Source organism: Streptomyces melanogenes (assembly GCF_014649795.1).
Classification (GTDB): Bacteria; Actinomycetota; Actinomycetes; order Streptomycetales; family Streptomycetaceae; genus Streptomyces; species Streptomyces noboritoensis.
The window spans coordinates 377,527-392,893 of record NZ_BMTS01000002.1 but is presented as its reverse complement, the minus strand read 5'-3'; the positions used below and the strand labels follow the sequence as shown (position 1 = coordinate 392,893).

At 71.9% G+C, this 15,367-nt stretch carries 11 protein-coding genes and 1 pseudogene; 8 read left to right on the top strand and 4 right to left on the bottom strand.

Features of this window, described 5'->3' with window-relative positions:
• The first annotated feature begins 102 nt into the window (after nt 1-102).
• The 3 genes from IE252_RS05770 (at nt 103) to IE252_RS05760 (ending at nt 2,460) form a co-directional block, all read left to right on the top strand.
• Nucleotides 103-855, top strand: a complete 753-nt coding sequence (locus IE252_RS05770) for a GOLPH3/VPS74 family protein (RefSeq protein WP_101388776.1) — start codon at nt 103-105, stop codon at nt 853-855.
• A gap of 324 nt (nt 856-1,179) precedes the next feature.
• On the top strand, nt 1,180-2,037 hold the full coding sequence (locus IE252_RS05765) for a helix-turn-helix domain-containing protein (RefSeq protein ID WP_190088185.1): 858 nt from the start codon (nt 1,180-1,182) through the stop codon (nt 2,035-2,037).
• A 213-nt stretch (nt 2,038-2,250) separates the two neighbouring features.
• On the top strand, nt 2,251-2,460 hold the full coding sequence (locus tag IE252_RS05760; protein ID WP_101388778.1) for a DUF397 domain-containing protein: 210 nt from the start codon (nt 2,251-2,253) through the stop codon (nt 2,458-2,460).
• 99 nt (nt 2,461-2,559) lie between these two features.
• Here IE252_RS05760 and IE252_RS05755 read toward each other — a convergent pair whose 3' ends face one another.
• Entirely contained in the window at nt 2,560-3,408 is an 849-nt protein-coding gene (locus IE252_RS05755) for a hypothetical protein (protein ID WP_190088184.1), read from the bottom strand.
• An 81-nt stretch (nt 3,409-3,489) separates the two neighbouring features.
• Here IE252_RS05755 and IE252_RS05750 point away from each other — a divergent pair, with 81 nt between their 5' ends.
• The 5 genes and pseudogenes from IE252_RS05750 (at nt 3,490) to IE252_RS43910 (ending at nt 7,640) form a co-directional block, all read left to right on the top strand.
• Nucleotides 3,490-4,272 carry an SDR family oxidoreductase gene (locus IE252_RS05750; protein WP_190088183.1) on the top strand — a complete coding sequence of 261 codons (783 nt, stop codon included), beginning with the start codon at nt 3,490-3,492 and terminating at the stop codon, nt 4,270-4,272.
• Between the two features lie 333 nt (nt 4,273-4,605).
• Nucleotides 4,606-6,174, top strand: a complete 1,569-nt coding sequence (locus IE252_RS05745) for a sodium:solute symporter family protein (RefSeq protein ID WP_190088182.1) — start codon at nt 4,606-4,608, stop codon at nt 6,172-6,174.
• Nucleotides 6,175-6,657: 483 nt separating this feature from the next.
• Nucleotides 6,658-6,942, top strand: coding sequence for an RRXRR domain-containing protein (locus tag IE252_RS43075; RefSeq protein WP_229848012.1), 285 nt, complete (start codon nt 6,658-6,660; stop codon nt 6,940-6,942).
• Nucleotides 6,927-6,995 (top strand): annotated as a pseudogene (locus IE252_RS43070) (hypothetical protein); the annotation flags it as partial. The gene IE252_RS43075 and the pseudogene IE252_RS43070, both read left to right, overlap by 16 nt.
• A 513-nt stretch (nt 6,996-7,508) precedes the next feature.
• Nucleotides 7,509-7,640, top strand: coding sequence for a hypothetical protein (locus IE252_RS43910; RefSeq protein WP_268248391.1), 132 nt, complete (start codon nt 7,509-7,511; stop codon nt 7,638-7,640).
• Nucleotides 7,641-7,659: 19 nt separating this feature from the next.
• On the opposite strand, the gene IE252_RS05735 is transcribed toward IE252_RS43910, so the two are convergent.
• The 3 genes from IE252_RS05735 to IE252_RS05725 form a co-directional block, all read right to left on the bottom strand.
• Nucleotides 7,660-8,808: an ADP-ribosylglycohydrolase family protein gene (locus IE252_RS05735; RefSeq protein WP_190088181.1), complete on the bottom strand. Its 1,149-nt coding sequence runs from the start codon at nt 8,806-8,808 to the stop codon at nt 7,660-7,662.
• Nucleotides 8,809-9,154: 346 nt separating this feature from the next.
• A complete protein-coding gene (locus IE252_RS05730; protein ID WP_190088180.1) occupies nt 9,155-12,541 on the bottom strand; it encodes an ATP-binding protein in 3,387 nt (1,128 codons plus the stop codon).
• Between the two features lie 37 nt (nt 12,542-12,578).
• Nucleotides 12,579-15,173 (bottom strand): bifunctional FO biosynthesis protein CofGH, encoded by a 2,595-nt coding sequence (locus IE252_RS05725; RefSeq protein ID WP_190088179.1) that lies wholly within the window; start codon nt 15,171-15,173, stop codon nt 12,579-12,581.
• Between the last annotated feature and the right edge of the window lie 194 nt (nt 15,174-15,367).

Below are 15,367 nucleotides of genomic sequence, written 5' to 3'. Positions count from 1 at the left end.
AGAACGACATACCTGTCGGTTCCCGTACTTACCGCCCAGGCGCTCTCGACAGATGAATGTGAGAGGGGTCACCCTGTCATTCATCCACGCGGGGAGGCATGGATGGGCAGGAGCCGCAGAACAATTCCGGAGGAGCTTCTGCTGCTCGCTCTGGACCCGGCCACGGGTACCACAGCGCAGCCGCAGTCGCTCGACCTCGGCCTCGCCGGAGCCCAGCTAGTGGAGCTGGCTCTGGCAGGACGGATAGCCCCAGACGGGGATCGTATCGCCGTGGTGATGGCACGGCCGACAGGAGATCCGACACTGGACTCCGCACTGGAACTGCTGCGCAGGCGCGGCAGCCCGGTCCGGGCCGTCCACTGGATCGGCGGGCCCCGACTGGGGCTGCGCCAGATTTACCTCGCGCACCTGGAGCGGTGCGGCATGGTTCATGCCGTCTCGGGCCAGATGTGCGGAGTGCTGCCGACGACTCGCTACCAGGCGACGGACACGGCGATCAGCCGGGACATCAGGGCCCGGCTGGACAGTGCGATCCGCACCGGCGTACCGCCGGACCCGCGGACCGCGGCGCTCGCCGCGCTGGCCCACGCGGTCGGACTCGGCAAGCACCTGTACCCGGGCAACGAGGGGCGTTCATCCCGCTCCCGCCTCCGGGACCTGATCAGGCACGACCCGATGGGCGGACTGGTGGCGCACGCCGTCATGGACGTCCAGAACGGAGTGGGCGCACAGCCGCGCCGCACCGCCAACGGCACCGGCAACGGCGCCCCGGCGGGCACGCGCGCGACGGCGACCGCACCGGGCGTGCCGATGCAGCCGCACCGCGGCAGCATGGCCCGAGCAGTGGCCCACTAGCGGCCGCTCCGGCACCGGTCACAGGCACCACCTCACGCACCACGCACGGCCCGCACCACCGAGCACCACGGCACCACCCCGCACCACCCGCCGCACCGACGTCCCCCTCACGACCCGGTTCGGGAGCCGCAGCACGGGCGCGCGGGGCCGGCCACCGCCGGTCCCGCGCGCTTCGCGTCCTCCGAGGCCCGGGGCTCGTACCCGCGGTAGCCGGTACCCCACCGTGTGTGGCCATTTCCCAGCGCGGCCAGGAACATTGGTGGCAGTCTGCTGAGCACAAGAGCAGAGAACAACAGAAGTGCCGCAGCCGGAGGTGCAGTTCCCGTGGCGTCCAACGTCAATCCCACCGTCAGGCGACGCCGACTGGGCCAGGAGCTCCGTCGACTCCGCGAGCTGAAGGGCATGACGGCCGAGGAGGTCGCCGAGCGCCTGCTGGTCTCCCAGTCGAAGATCAGCCGCCTGGAGAACGGCCGCCGCTCCATCAGCCAGCGCGATGTCCGCGACCTGTGCGGGGTGTACGAGGTCGAGGACCACCGGATCGTCGACTCGCTGATGCAAATGGCCAAGGACTCCCGGCAGCAGGGCTGGTGGCACGCCTTCGGCGACATCCCGTACAGCGTCTACATCGGTCTGGAGACCGACGCGGCGAGCCTGCGCGTCTACGAGTCGCTGATCGTGCCCGGACTGCTGCAGACGCGCGAGTACGCGCAGGCGGTGATCGAGGGCATGTGGCCCGAGGCCACCTCCAGCGACATCGACAAACGGATCCAGATCCGGCTCAAACGCCAGGACCGGCTCACCGACCCGACCAACCCGCTGCGCTTCTGGGCGGTGATCGACGAGGCGCTGCTGCGCCGGGTGGTCGGCAACGAGCAGATCATGCGCGACCAGCTGCTGCACCTGGCCCAGCTGAGCGAGCAGCCGCACGTGACGCTGCAGGTGCTGCCGTACGACGCGGGCGCGCATCCGGGGATGTACGGCAAGTTCGCCATCCTGGAGTTCCACGACGCCATGGACGCGAGCGTGGTCTATCTGGAGGGCGTCACCAGCGACCTCTATCTGGAGAAGGCCAACGACGTGCAGAGCTACACCGTGATGTACGAGCACCTGAGGGCCAAGGCGCTCAGCGCCGAGCAGTCCCGGGAGTTCATCCACCGCGTGGTCGACGGGTACGCGTCGTGAGCGAGTGACGGGAGAGGCGACTGCGGACGCCGTGGGGCGCGCACCCTACACCTCTGCGGCCTCAACTGAGAAGGACCCGACGGAATATGCCATCCGGATGGGTGAAGGGCCCCTGTCATCAGTGATGTTGCGGCGTAGCGTCGCACGCAGAGCCGCTGGGCTTCAGCGGCCGGGCACATCACCCGGGCAACCGGATCAACCATCGGAGTCATTATGCGCGTTCAGCAGCATGCACTGACGGAGTGGACCAAGTCCTCATACTCCGCCGTGAACGGCGACTGTGTGGAAGTCAAGGCGGCAGATCACTCGACCGTGTCGGTCCGCGACTCCAAGAACCCGCTCAACGGGATGATCGACTTCGCCCCCACGACGTGGTCGGCCTTCATCCAGGACGTCAACCGCACCGCGCCGCGTGGAGTCTGATCTTCGCCGGCACCGCTCCACCGCAAAGTGAGCAAGGCCCTCTCGACTGGTCCGCCGTCCTAGCCGAGGGGGCTGGTCGCTGTCCGGACCCCTTCCTCCTCACTCCGTCCGGCGCAGCAGGTCCACATAGCGGTCCGTGCCCGGCACCGTCGGAATGAACGGGGCCACCAACTCGACGCGCCCGAGCCCCGATTCGGCCACCGCCGCATCCAGCCCCGCGAAGTGCTCCTCCCACACCTCGGCCGGGTCCCGCTCCAGGAACCACAGCAGCGTCAGCCGGGTGTCGACCCCCTCGACCTGCTTCACGTACGTCATCCGGTCGCCGGGCAGCGGGGTCGGCCGGAACACCGTCACCAGCGCGGCCGGACCGCCCGCGAGTCGGCGCGGCAGATGCCTCGACCGCAGCCACTCCACCAACTCACCGCGCTGATCCGCCCCTTCGGCGTCGATCACCTGGAGCACCAGACCCGCGTACGGATGGTCGAGCGCGTGGAAGTCGCGCGGGCCCGCCGCCCCGTCGCGGTAGACGGTCGCCTCGTGGTCCTGGAAGGCGGTGAAGACGTGCGTGCGGTCCTGGTAGACGCGGCCGTCCCGGTTGAGCCGCCGGTTGATGCCGACGGTCCACTTCATGTGGTCGTCGTAGCGGCCCTCGGTGATCCAGTACGTGGAGAGGTAGCACCCGGCGGTCACCGGCTGGGCGATCGCGGACTTCTCCGGGTAGCGCAGCTCCTGGAGCGCGCGGGTGGCCACCCAGCGCCGCCCCGCGAACATCCAGGGCATGGCCATCGCCCCGGCGTAGTAGTGGTCGTCCTCGTACCAGCGGTTGTAGGCGTACTCGTGGCCCGGGTGCGGCTCCACCATGGTGATCAGGGCGTGGCCGGGGTGCACCCCGTACGGCCCGACCGCCGCCAGCTCCGCGTACTCCTGACTCCTGGTCTCCTCACCCACGACGCTCCCCTTCCCTCCTGCTGCGGTCCGCCCTACTCTGACGCCCCGTCAGAAGAACTGCCAGAGCCGGGAGTCGCCCAGATGTTGCTGAACGGGAAGACGGTCGTCGTGTCCGGCGTCGGCGCCGGACTCGGGCACCAGGTGGCCGCGGCCGTCGTCCGCGACGGGGGCAACGCGGTGCTCGGGGCGCGCACCGAGGAGAACCTCGCCAAGGCGGCCCACGAGATCGACCCGGAGGGCGCGCACACCGCGTACCGACCGACCGACATCACGTCCGAGACCTCCTGCGAGGCGCTGGCCTCCCTCGCCGTGGAACGGTTCGGGCGGATCGACGCGGTGGTCCACGTCGCCGCCTGGGACAGCTACTTCGGCGGGGTCGAGGACGCGGACCTCGCCACCTGGCAGGGCGTCCTCGACGTCAACCTGCTCGGCACGCTGCGGATGACCCGGGCGTGCCTGCCCGCCCTCAAGGAGCGCGGCGGCTCGGTGGTCGTCATCGGCACCCAGTCGGCCATCGCCGCGCCGTCCCAGGTGAGCCAGGCCGCGTACGCGGCGTCGAAGGGGGCGCTGACCTCGGCGATGTACTCCATGGCCCGGGAGTTCGGCCCGCACCGGATCCGGGTGAACACGGTCCTGCCGGGCTGGATGTGGGGCCCGCCGGTCCAGGCGTACGTCCGGTTCACCGCGCACACCGAGAAGGTCCCCGAGGCCGAGGTGCTCGGGCGCCTCACCGAGCGGATGGCGCTGCCGGAGCTGGCGACGGACGCGGACGTGGCGGAGGCGGTGGCGTTCCTGGCCTCCGACCGGGCGAGGGCGATCACGGGGCAGTCGCTGCTGGTGAACGCGGGGGAGATCATGCGCTAGGCGCTTGACTGTCACCCCACTCTCTCGGCCGCACGGGACCCGCATCCCGTGCGGCCGTTCACGTATGTACGCGTCTGACGAAGTGCTCGTTCATGGTGTGGCCCGGGTCACGGGTGCGGCAATGGCCCGTTCCGTAAAGCAGAGGCAAAATCGTTCCACTTTATGATCTGAGTTCATATCCATGACCACCGAAAGCCTTGACCAGCCCTCCGAACAGGCGGTTCAATCCCCGGAAGTCCCCGCTCCCGCACGGGGCCCGCTGCGCCGGACGCACTGACGAAGAGCACCGGCAGACACCTCGATGTTCACAAGGCGGACCCCTCGGAGGGGACAATGAACAGTCTCGACTGGGCCGTGCTCATCGGCTACTTCGGCGTGATGGTCGCGATCGGCGTCTGGTCCCACAAGCGGGTCGACGACGTCGCCGACTTCTTCACGGCCGGCGGCAAGATGCCGTGGTGGCTCTCGGGCATCTCGCACCACATGTCCGGGTACAGCGCGGTGATGTTCACGGGGTATGCGGGGATCGCGTACACCTACGGAGTCACCTCCTACGTGACCTGGTCCTTCCCCATCGCCGTAGGCATCGCCACCGGGTCCTCCCTGTTCGCACCCCGGCTCAACCGGCTGCGCTCACGACTGCACGTCGCCTCCCCGCTCGAATACCTCAAGAACCGCTACAACATCCCGACCCAACAGGCCCTCGCCTGGTCAGGGATGCTCCTGAAGATCGTCGACGTCGGCGCCAAGTGGGCGGCCATCGCGACCCTGCTCTCCGTCTTCACGGGCATGTCCATCAACCAGGGCATCCTCATCACGGGCGTCATCACCGGCGTCTACTGCACGGTCGGCGGCCTGTGGGCCGACGCCCTCACGGAACTCGGCCAGTTCGTCATCCAGCTCTGCGCGGGCGTCGCGATGCTGATCGCCGTGATGTCGAAGCTCGGCGGCTTCAGCACCCTGTGGACCGTCTGGGACAAGCTCCCGCACGCACACACGCACCCGACGGCGGGCCCGTACACGGTGACGTTCCTGCTCGCCTACCTGTTCATCAAGACGTTCGAGTACTCAGGCGGCATGTGGAACCAGGCCCAGCGGTACATGGCCACCGACTCGGCCCGCTCCGCGACCCGTTCGGCCCGGCTCTCGGCCATCCTGTGGCTGATCTGGCCGCTGGTCCTGTTCTTTCCGATGTGGTGCGCGCCGCTCCTGGTGCACGCGAAGAAGCCGGACGCCTCGGACTCGTACGCCCTGATGACCGAGAGCCTGCTGCCGCACGGTCTGCTCGGCCTGGTCATCGTCGGCTTCTTCTCCCACACGATGGCGATGTGTTCCTCGGACGCCAACGCCATCTCGGCGGTCTTCACCCGGGACATCGCGCCGGTCCTCTCGAAGGCCGCCCGCTCCTGGAGTTCACGAGCCGGGCTGCTCGCCGCGCGCCTGTCCACGGTTTCCTTCCTGGCACTGTCGATGGCACTCGCCACGCAGATCAACTCGCCCGCGTTCAAGGACATCATCACGGTGGTCATCAAGTGGGTGGCCGGGCTGATGGGTCCGATCGCGATCCCGTTCATGCTCGGTCTGCTGCCGCGGTTCCGTAAGTCGGGTCCCACGGCGGCGCTGACCAGCTGGGCGATGGGGCTTGTGACGTTCTGGCTGGTGAACTACCCGATCAACTGGGCCGTCGAGGACGGCGTTCCGCTGCAGTACCAGGTGTCGGTGCCGCTCGCCGTCTCGCTGGTGCTGTACATCCTGATCGGCTACATCAAGCCGGAGGACACGCCCGAGCGGGACGCGCTGCTGGCACGGATCAACTCGGACGACGACGGGGCGGCCGCAGCCGCGGTTCCGGCTCCACGGGAGCCGGGCGACGAACTGTTCCGCGAGCCCGCCAAGGATTGAGGCCGGGTGTCCGTACGGCCGTTCTTGGGCCGTACGGGTGACCTTCTCGCCGGGTCGTCGTTATCCCTTTCGAATACAACGGCGGCATGCCGACCGCCCTCGGCCTCGCGCCTGGTCGGCCAGCCCCAGTCATCGTGCGAGCTGATCGCAGAGGGGGTGCATTCGATGACTACGTTCCACATGAGCGAGCAGACCCACCCTGTCGTGCTTCCTCAGCGGCAGGCCCTGGAACCGGTGTCCGCAGACAACCTCGGGGGCGAGGACGAAACGGGGCATCGGCGCTCGGCCGGCGGCCGGGTCACTGGTGTGGGACATGGGCGAGGGGAGACTCCCGGTTGCGGCACCCGCGACCGGGAGCGTCACCCCGATGTTCCGGCCGCGGCCGGGGCGGGGGGAGAGAAGGCGGGCGGTGACGCCCGTATACAAGCGGTCGGAGCGGGGGCGGCGCGGGTGTTCGTCCTCGACCGGCGCGGGTGTCCCTAGATGCCGACGCACCCGGCGCGGGCCCGTGAGTTGCTCGGTAAGGGGCGGGCCGTCGTGGTCGGGCACACTCCTTTCGTGATCCGGCTGAAGGACCGTGGCGCTGAGGCCTCGGAAGTGGCGGGAGTCGCGGTGCGGATCGACCCCGGTTCGAAGGGCACGGGGCTCGTACTCACGGATGAGGAGCCCGAGTGGGGACCGGATGGCGGGAAGGCCCGCTGTTCGGTTTCGAGCTTCGGGAGTATCTGCTCGTCCGTTGGGGGCGGGCGTGTGTGTACTGCGGTGTGAAGGGAGTGCCCCTGCAGATCGATCACCTGCGGGCCCGATCGCGCGGTGGAACGGATCGTCTCAGCAACCTCGTACTGGCCTGTGCGCCGTGCAACAGCTCCAAGGGCGGGCGGCCTGTCGCGGAGTTCCTTGTGGGGCGCCCGGAACTGGCCGCGCGGCTTCTGGCCCTCGCGAAGGCCCCGCTGAGGGACGCGGCCGTCATGAACTCCACTCGCTATGCCCTGTGCGCACGCCTCGGGCAGTCGGGTGTGCCGGTGAGTGGCTGGTCCGGCGGTCGTACGAGTGCCAATCGGGCGCGCTTCGGGCTGCGGAAGAGCCACGTCTCGGATGCTCTGTGCGTCGGCGAGTCGCCGCCGGGGGACCGGATCGTCAGACGCGCGGCAGTGGTCCTTCTCGTGGGGTGCACGGGTCGTGGTTCGTACCGCCGGACCACGCCGGACAGGTTCGGGTTTCCCCGTCCGACGCGGCCCCGACGGAAGCAGTTCCACGGGTACGCGACAGGGGATCTGGTACGGGCGACCGTGCCGCGTGGCAAGCACCGTGGACGGTACGTGGGGCGGGTCTCCGTGCGCAGCAAGGGGACGTTCGCGCTGGCGCATGCGTCCGGGCGCATCGACGTCCATCACAGCCAACTGGTGCTGCTCCAGCGCGGGGACGGATATCGATACGACTGGGGGCGGGACCCGGCAGGCGGCTGAGCAGGCGTTCCCGTCGGCCTCAGCTCCGGGGGTAACGGGCCAGCCAACCAGGGCTGTTGACGGCCGGGCCGTGGAGGGCCGGGCCCTGGGTCATTTCCATGGCGAAGTCGTCGGCCAGTTCCAGGAGCGTGGCACGGCCCTCCAGTTCGGCGAGCCAGCCGGGTGGGAGGGCTGTTTCGCCGTGGAGGGCGCCCAGGAGTGTGCCGCAGAGGGTGCCGGTGGCGGCGGAGGGGCCGTCGTGGTTGACGGCGAGGAGGAGGCCGTGGCGGATGTCCTCGCCCACCAGGGCGCAGTACACGGCGATGGCGAGCGCCTCCTGGGCGAGGTGGCCCTCGCCGAGGGAGGCGACCAGGCCGGGGCTGGGCATGCCCTGGCGTACGGCGCCGAGGGCGTGCTGGAGGGCGTCCGTGACGGGCTGGTGGCCGGGGCGCTGGGCGAGCAGGGCGAGGGTGCGCTGGACGGCCGCGTCCAGCGACTCGCCCCGGGCCAGGCCGTGGACGATCACGGCGTGGGCGCCGGCCGAGAGGTACGCGGCGGGGTCGCCGTGCGTGTGGGCCGCGCACTCCACGGCGAGCTGGAGCACGAGCTGCGGCTCCCAGCCGACGAGCAGGCCGAAGGGGCCGGAGCGGGTGAGGGCGGCGGGGTCGCGGGCGTCGGGGTTCTTGGGGCGGTCGAGGGTGCCCATGACGTCGTCGGCGAGCCCGAGGAGGCAGGCGCGGGCGGGGTCGCGTCTGCTGTACAGCCACTCCTCCCTGGCGAGCCACCCGTTGTCCTTGCGCCGCTCGTCCGGTCCCCAGTCGCGCTGGGTGGCGGCCCAGCGGAGGTAGGCGCGGTGGACGTCGGTCGGGGGGTGCCAGGCGCCGGTGTCGCGGCGGACCTGGGCGCGGATGAGGCCGTCGACGGTGAAGAGGGTGAGCTGGGTGGAGGCGGTGATGCGGGCGGGAGTGGGGGCGCCTGCCCCGTTGTCCGGCTCGGCGCCGGTCGGGCCGGTGATGCCCTCCGGGCCGTATCTCGCGCGGATCGCGTCGAGGGTGAGGTGGGTGGCGGGGGTGCCGAGCGCGTCGCCGATCGCGCCGCCGAGGAGGCTGCCGCGGACTCGGCTGCGGAAGTCCTGCTGCTCGGTGCGGCCCCATATGGACGTGATGGGTCCGGTGGCTGCTGCGCTCATGGCGCAGCACTGTAATTGATTGGGTGCGGGCGAATAAGAGCGCGAGGGGTATGGGGAGGGACGCCCTTTGAACGCTTTTTGTCCGGGCCCCCACCCCGCCCCTTCCCTAAACCCTCCGGGGGTGGGTGGGGGTGGAGGTGGGCTTCCCGAGGGCTTCGCCCCGGACCCCGGGGAATTCGTTCGTCTGCGGGCCGTCCCCAACTGGTCGCGCAGTTCCCCGCGCCCCTAAAGATGCCGCTCCGCGGCAATCCCCTGGGGCGGCCCGAAGGGGCGCATCTCAGGGGCGCGGGTAACTGCGCGACCAGCCCACCACCGGCCCGCAGACGGACTCGGACCCCCGGAGGGTTTAGGGAAGGGGCGGGGTGGGGGGTCTTGTCTGTAGGAGCGTCCATGCTTGGGTCCTGCGGGTCGTCAGCTCCGGACCGTTCAGGCCCCCGCACAGGCCCAGCTCCTCCAAGCCCTCCGCCTCCTCCCAGGTGACGCCCGGCAGGAGCTCGTCCGCCCGCACCCAGTCCCCCCGCGCGCAGGCCGCGACCAAGCCGTCCCCCTGCCACGCATCCCACCCGCACCCCCGCCGACTCGCCGCCATCGCCCGATGGAACGCGCCCGCCTCCCCCCGCAGCGACACCGCCGCGTCCGCCGCCGGGCCGAAGTTCCCCCGGGCCCGGTGCGAGGCCGCCAGGGCCTCGGCCGACGTGGTCCGGCCGTCCAGCAGGGACAGGCAGTGGTCCAGCAACGGGAGAGCATCGCCGCCACCGACCAGGCAGGCCCTCGCCCGGCGGCCGTACGCCCAGGCGATCTCCGGGTTCAGCTCAAGCGCCCGGTCCAGCGCGGACAGCGCCTCCTCCGGGCGCGACAGCGACAGCAGCGTCGCCGCCAGCGCCGCGTGCAGCGCGCCCTGGCCGGGGTCGAGCGCGACCGCCCGCGCCAGGCACGCGTACGCCTCCTCGTGGTGGCCGAGCGCCCGCAGCACATACCCCCGGCCCGCCACCGGCACCGCGTCCCGGGGGTCGTCCCCGGCCGCCGCCGCGTAGTCCGCGAGGGCCTCCTCGTACCGCCCGGCCCGCCGGTACGCCTCCCCCCGCAGCGCCCGCACACCCCCGTCGTCAGGGCCGGACAGGGCCACCGCCCGGTCCAGGTCGGCGATCTCCGCCTCCGTCTCCCCCAGGTCCGCCAGCAGGAACGCCCGTTCCACCAGCGGCGACGGGCCGGAGCCGGGCAGGCTCACCGCGCGGTCCAGGTCCGCCCGCGCCCCCGCCACCCGCCACAGCCGCCGCCGCACCCGGCCCCGCCAGGTGAGCGCGTACACATCGTCGGGAGCCGTCTCCAGCGCCCGGTCCAGATCCGCCAAGGCCCCCTCGGGGTCGTCCAACTCCGAGCGCAGACGGGCCCGCATGATCAGGGCCCAGGTGTACGCGGGCTCCACGTCCAGCGCCCTGCCGTAGTCCGCGAGGGCCTCCTCGTGGCGGCCCAGCGCCTCCAGGGACAGGGCGCGGCTGCCCAGGGCCCAGGCGTACCCGCCGTCGAGGGCGAAGGCGCGGCCGTACTCCGCCACCGCCTCCTCGTGGCGGCCCGCCGAGCGCAGCGCGTCGCCGCGCTCGCCGACCACCCACGCCGGGTCCGCCGCCAGCCGCTCCGCGCGCTCCAGGTCGGCCAGCGCGCCCGCCGTGTCGGCGAGGCCGCGCCGCACCTGGGCGCGGCGCACCAGCGCCCACTCGTAGTCCGGGTTCAGCTCCAGGGCCCGGTCCAGGTCGGCCAGGGCGCCTTCGAACAGGCCCAGCTGGTGGCGGATCCGGCCGCGGCTGGCGGGGGCCCAGGCGTCGCCCGGGTCGAGGAGGATCGCGCGGTCCAGATCGGCCAGCGCCTCCTCGAAGCGGCCGAGGCGGCGGTAGATGTCGCCCCGGTAGCCGAGGTAGTACGCGTCGTCCGGGGCCAGTTCGCAGGCCCGGTCGAGGTCGGGGAGCGCCGCCGCGGGGCCGTCGAGCGCGTTGCGCACCACGCTGCGGCTGTAGTACGCCCGCACCCGCCCCGGGTCGAGCGCGATCGCCTGGTCCAGCTCGGCCAGCGCCTGCGCGTGCCTGCCCTCGTGGCGCAGCTCCCGGGCCCGTACGACATGGGCGCCCGCCCGGCCCTCGGCGCTCAGCGCGCCCCGGGAAAGGAGCAGGGCCAGCACCCTTTCCACGCCCGCCTGTTCGTCGGCGAGCGCGGCCAGGCCGTCCGCGCCCCAGCGGCGCAGCGGCTCGTCGTCGGCGTCCTCGCCCGCCTCGGCCAGGGTGGTGGCCCAGCGGCGGGCGACGGCGGGCCCGGCGTCGCAGGCGTCGACGCCGTCGCGCAGCATCCGGGCGAGCGCGGCCCCGGGTCGGGCGCACAGCAGGTGGTAGGACTCCTCCAGGCGCAGCTCGCGCCACCGCTCCCCGCTCCACAGCCGGTGCGCCGGGACCGCCTCGGCGGCGGCCTCGCGGCGCGCCCCGATCGCTTCGGCGAGCCGCTGGTGGCAGTCGGTCCAGCGCTGCGGCGAGCCGGTGCGCTGGACGCCGAGCATGGCGGCGCGGACGACGCCGTGGTACTGGGCGCGCCCGCCGTGGTCGCTGACGAACGGCAGCGACCACAGCCAGCCGTACAGGTCCGCCGCGTCCTCGTCGACGGCCGCCCGGAACACGTCCTCGTCGATGTGCCGGGGCAGCGCGCAGGCGAGCGCGGCCGCCCGCCGCACGGGGTCGCCCTCCCACTTCAGGAAGCGGTCCACGGCGGTGGCGCCGGGGGCGCGCGCGTCGCCGGGGTTCTCCGCGAGCGTGGACACCAGGACGGGCAGCCGGCCGGAGAGCCGCAAAACGTCGCGGACGACCTCCTCGTCCACCACGCCCTTGGCGGCGAGCAGTTGGCGGGCCTCGGTCTCGGTGAACAGGTCCAGGGGCAGTTCCGTCACCAGGTCCGCGTAGTCCGCCCAGCACCCGGGGTCCAGGCGGCGCTGGCCCGCGAGGACCACGACGACCTGGGCGGGCAGCGCCCCGTACCGCTCGGTGGTGAGCAGGTCGCGCAGCCAGGTGTCGAGGAACGGCGAGGTGCGCTCGTACGTGTCGAAGAAGAGCACGGTCCACGGCACGTCGTCGGCGATCCGCGCCAGCTCCGCGACCAGGACCGGGGTGAGGACCTTCACCGGGTCCAGGACCAGCTGGACGTCCTCCTGTTTGCCGAACCGGGCGCTCAGGGCCGCCCGCATCCGGTCCGCGCCCAGGGCCAGTTGCTGGGCGTCCATGCCGCCCGCGAGCACGCCCACGCCGGGCACCAGGCCGAGGCCGGCCAGGGACGCCTGGGCGAGTGCGGTGGAGCCGGGCGAGGGCGCCGCAGGGTCGGCGGGCGCGGTGGTGGACTCCGCCTCGTACCGCCGCTGGCGATAGGTGGCCAGGAGGCGTTCCAGGGCCTTGAGCGGGTGGCCCTGGCGGGCGAAGTGCGTGCAGAGCGCGGCGAGCGTCTCGGGGACGCTGTTGACGGCCTCGTCCGCGGAGGCCGTCAGCGCGCCGCGCTCGCGCGCGGTGTGCTCCAGCTCGCGCACGAGCGACGTCTTGCCGACCCCGGCGGCGCCGTGGACGTGGAAGACGAACCGGTGCCCCTCGTCGTCGACCGGGGTGTCGAAGTTCTCCCGGAACAGGGCGAGTTCGCCCCGTCGTCCGACGAACCCCGCCCGTCTGCGCCGCCGGATGAGTTCCTGCATCGACGGTTTGCCCGCTGCCATGGGATCAGTATGCGATCCTCCGGCACACCCGAACCCGTCAGTCCCCCAACACCGGCAGCAGCTCGGGCAGGTGGCCGTCCGAGGCGTGGGCCGCGTCCTGCCGCTCCTGGGGGACCTCGCCGTACAGCGTGGTGCGCGGCTTGGCGGGGCGGCCGGCCGCCTCGGCGATGGCGACGAGGTCCTTGATGGAGCGGTACGAGCCGTAACTCGATCCCGCCATCCGGGAGATGGTCTCCTCCATGAGCGTGCCGCCCAGGTCGTTGGCGCCCGAGCGCAGCATCTCGGCGGCGCCCTCGGTGCCCAGCTTCACCCAGCTGGTCTGGATGTTGGTGATGTGCGGGTGCAGCAGGAGGCGGGCCATCGCCATCACCGCGCGGTTGTCGCGGGTGGTGGGGCCGGGGCGGGCGATCCCGGCGAGGTAGACCGGCGCGTTGGTGTGGATGAACGGCAGCGTCACGAACTCGGTGAAACCGCCGGTCTCCTGCTGGATGCGGGAGAGCGTACGGAAGTGGCCGAGCCAGTGGCGGGGCTGGTCCACGTGCCCGTACATCATGGTGGAGGAGGAGCGGATGCCCAGTTCGTGGGCGGTCCTGACGACCTCGATCCAGGTGGCGGTGGGCAGTTTGCCCTTGGTGAGGACCCAGCGGACCTCGTCGTCGAGGATCTCGGCGGCCGTCCCGGGGATCGAGTCGAGGCCCGCCTCCTTGGCGGCGGTGAGCCACTCCCGTATCGAAAGGCCGGTGCGGGTGGCGCCGTTGACGACCTCCATCGGCGAGAAGGCGTGCACGTGCATGCCCGGCACGCGCTCCTTCACGGCCCGTGCGATGTCGAAGTAGGCCGTGCCCGGCAGGTCCGGGTGGATGCCGCCCTGCATGCACACCTCGACCGCGCCCACGTCCCAGGCCTGTTCGGCGCGGTCGGCCACCTGGGAGAGGGAGAGGGTGTACGCGTCGGCGTCGGTGCGGCGCTGGGCGAAGGCGCAGAAGCGGCAGCCGGTGTAGCAGACGTTGGTGAAGTTGATGTTCCGCGTGACGATGTACGTGACGTCGTCGCCCACCACGTCCCGGCGCAGCTCGTCGGCGATGCGGCACAGCGCGTCCAGAGCGGGGCCGTCGGCGTGCAGCAGCGCCAGCGCCTCGTCGTCGGTGAGCTTCGTCGGGTCGTCGGCGGCCGTCGCGAGCGCCGCCCGTACGTCGGTGTCGATGCGGGAGGGCACCATGCCGGGCGCGGCCGCCTCGCGCAGCGCCTCCCAGTCGCCGTACACCTCGTCGAAGTCGTCGCGGCGGTCGGCGGTGCGGCCGTCGGTGTCGATGGTGCGGTGCAGATCGGTGCGGCCGGTGGCGGTGAAGGCCTCCTCGGGCTCCTGCCACGGGTGGCCCTCGACGACCGCGTCCTCGCGGGCGAGGCCGGTCTCCGGGTCGGCGAGCGCCCGGACGTGCGGCAGCAGCCGGGGGTCGAGCCAGGGCTCGCCGCGCTGGACGAACTCGGGGTAGACGCAGAGGCGTTCGCGCAGCTCGAACCCGGCGGCGGCCGACTCGGCGGTGAGCTGCTCGATCTGCGGCCACGGCCGCTCGGGGTTCACATGGTCGATGGTGAGCGGGGAGACCCCGCCCCAGTCGTCGATGCCCGCGCCGATCAGCCGTCCGTACTCGCTGTCGACGAGGTTGGGCGGCGCCTGGAGGCAGCCGGAGGGGCCCATGATGTGCCGGGCGACGGCGACCGTGGCGACCAGCTCGTCCAGCTCCGCGTCCGGCATGCCGCGCATCGCGGTGTCCGGCTTGGCGCGGAAGTTCTGGATGATCAGTTCCTGGATGCCGTGGTACGAGCGGGCCACGCGGCGCAGCGCGAACAGCGACTCGGCGCGCTCCTCGTACGTCTCGCCGATCCCGATGAGCAGCCCGCTGGTGAACGGCACGGACGAGCGGCCCGCGTCCTCCAGTACCCGCAGCCGCACGGCCGGTTCCTTGTCGGGCGAGCCGTGGTGCGGACCGCCCGGCTCGGACCACAGACGGGTGGCGGTGGTCTCCAGCATCATGCCCATGGAGGGGGCCACCGGCTTGAGCCGCTGGAAGTCGGTCCACGACATCACCCCCGGGTTGAGGTGCGGCAGCAGACCCGTCTCCTCCAGGATGCGGATGGAGATGGCCCGTACGTACGCGATCGTGTCGTCGTAGCCGTGCGCGTCCAGCCACTCGCGGGCCTCGGGCCAGCGGTCCTCCGGCTTGTCGCCGAGGGTGATCAGGGCTTCCTTGCAGCCGAGTTCGGCACCCCGGCGGGCGATGTCGAGGACCTCGTCGGGGGACATGAACATCCCGTGCCCGGCCCGGCGCAGCTTGCCGGGGACGGTGACGAAGGTGCAGTAGTGGCACTTGTCCCGGCACAGCCGGGTGAGCGGGATGAAGACGCTCTTCGAGTACGTGATGACCCCGGGGCGGCCCGCCGCCTCAAGGCCCGCGTCGCGCACCCGCGCGGCCGAGGCCGCCAGGTCCACCAGGTCCTCGCCGCGCGCCTGGAGCAGCACGGCCGCCTCGGTGGTGTCGAGCGCGACGCCGTCCCGGGCGCGTTTCAGCGCGCGCCGCATCGCGTTGGCGGTCGGTGCGTCTGCCTGCGGTCGCTGCGCGCTGGAAGTCATCCCCCGAGCATACGAGCGGCTCCCGCGCGACGGAGTGCCGCCCGGGATCGTCGCGTACGCGAACTTTTCCGGCCAATCTCCTCCGACGGCGGGCAACTCGCCCCGTGTCCGCGCCGATACTGAGAGTCGCTCCGGGCCCGGGTGCGACTGCTCAGCCTTCCGATCCGCACCACGACGAACGGGACGGTACTGAC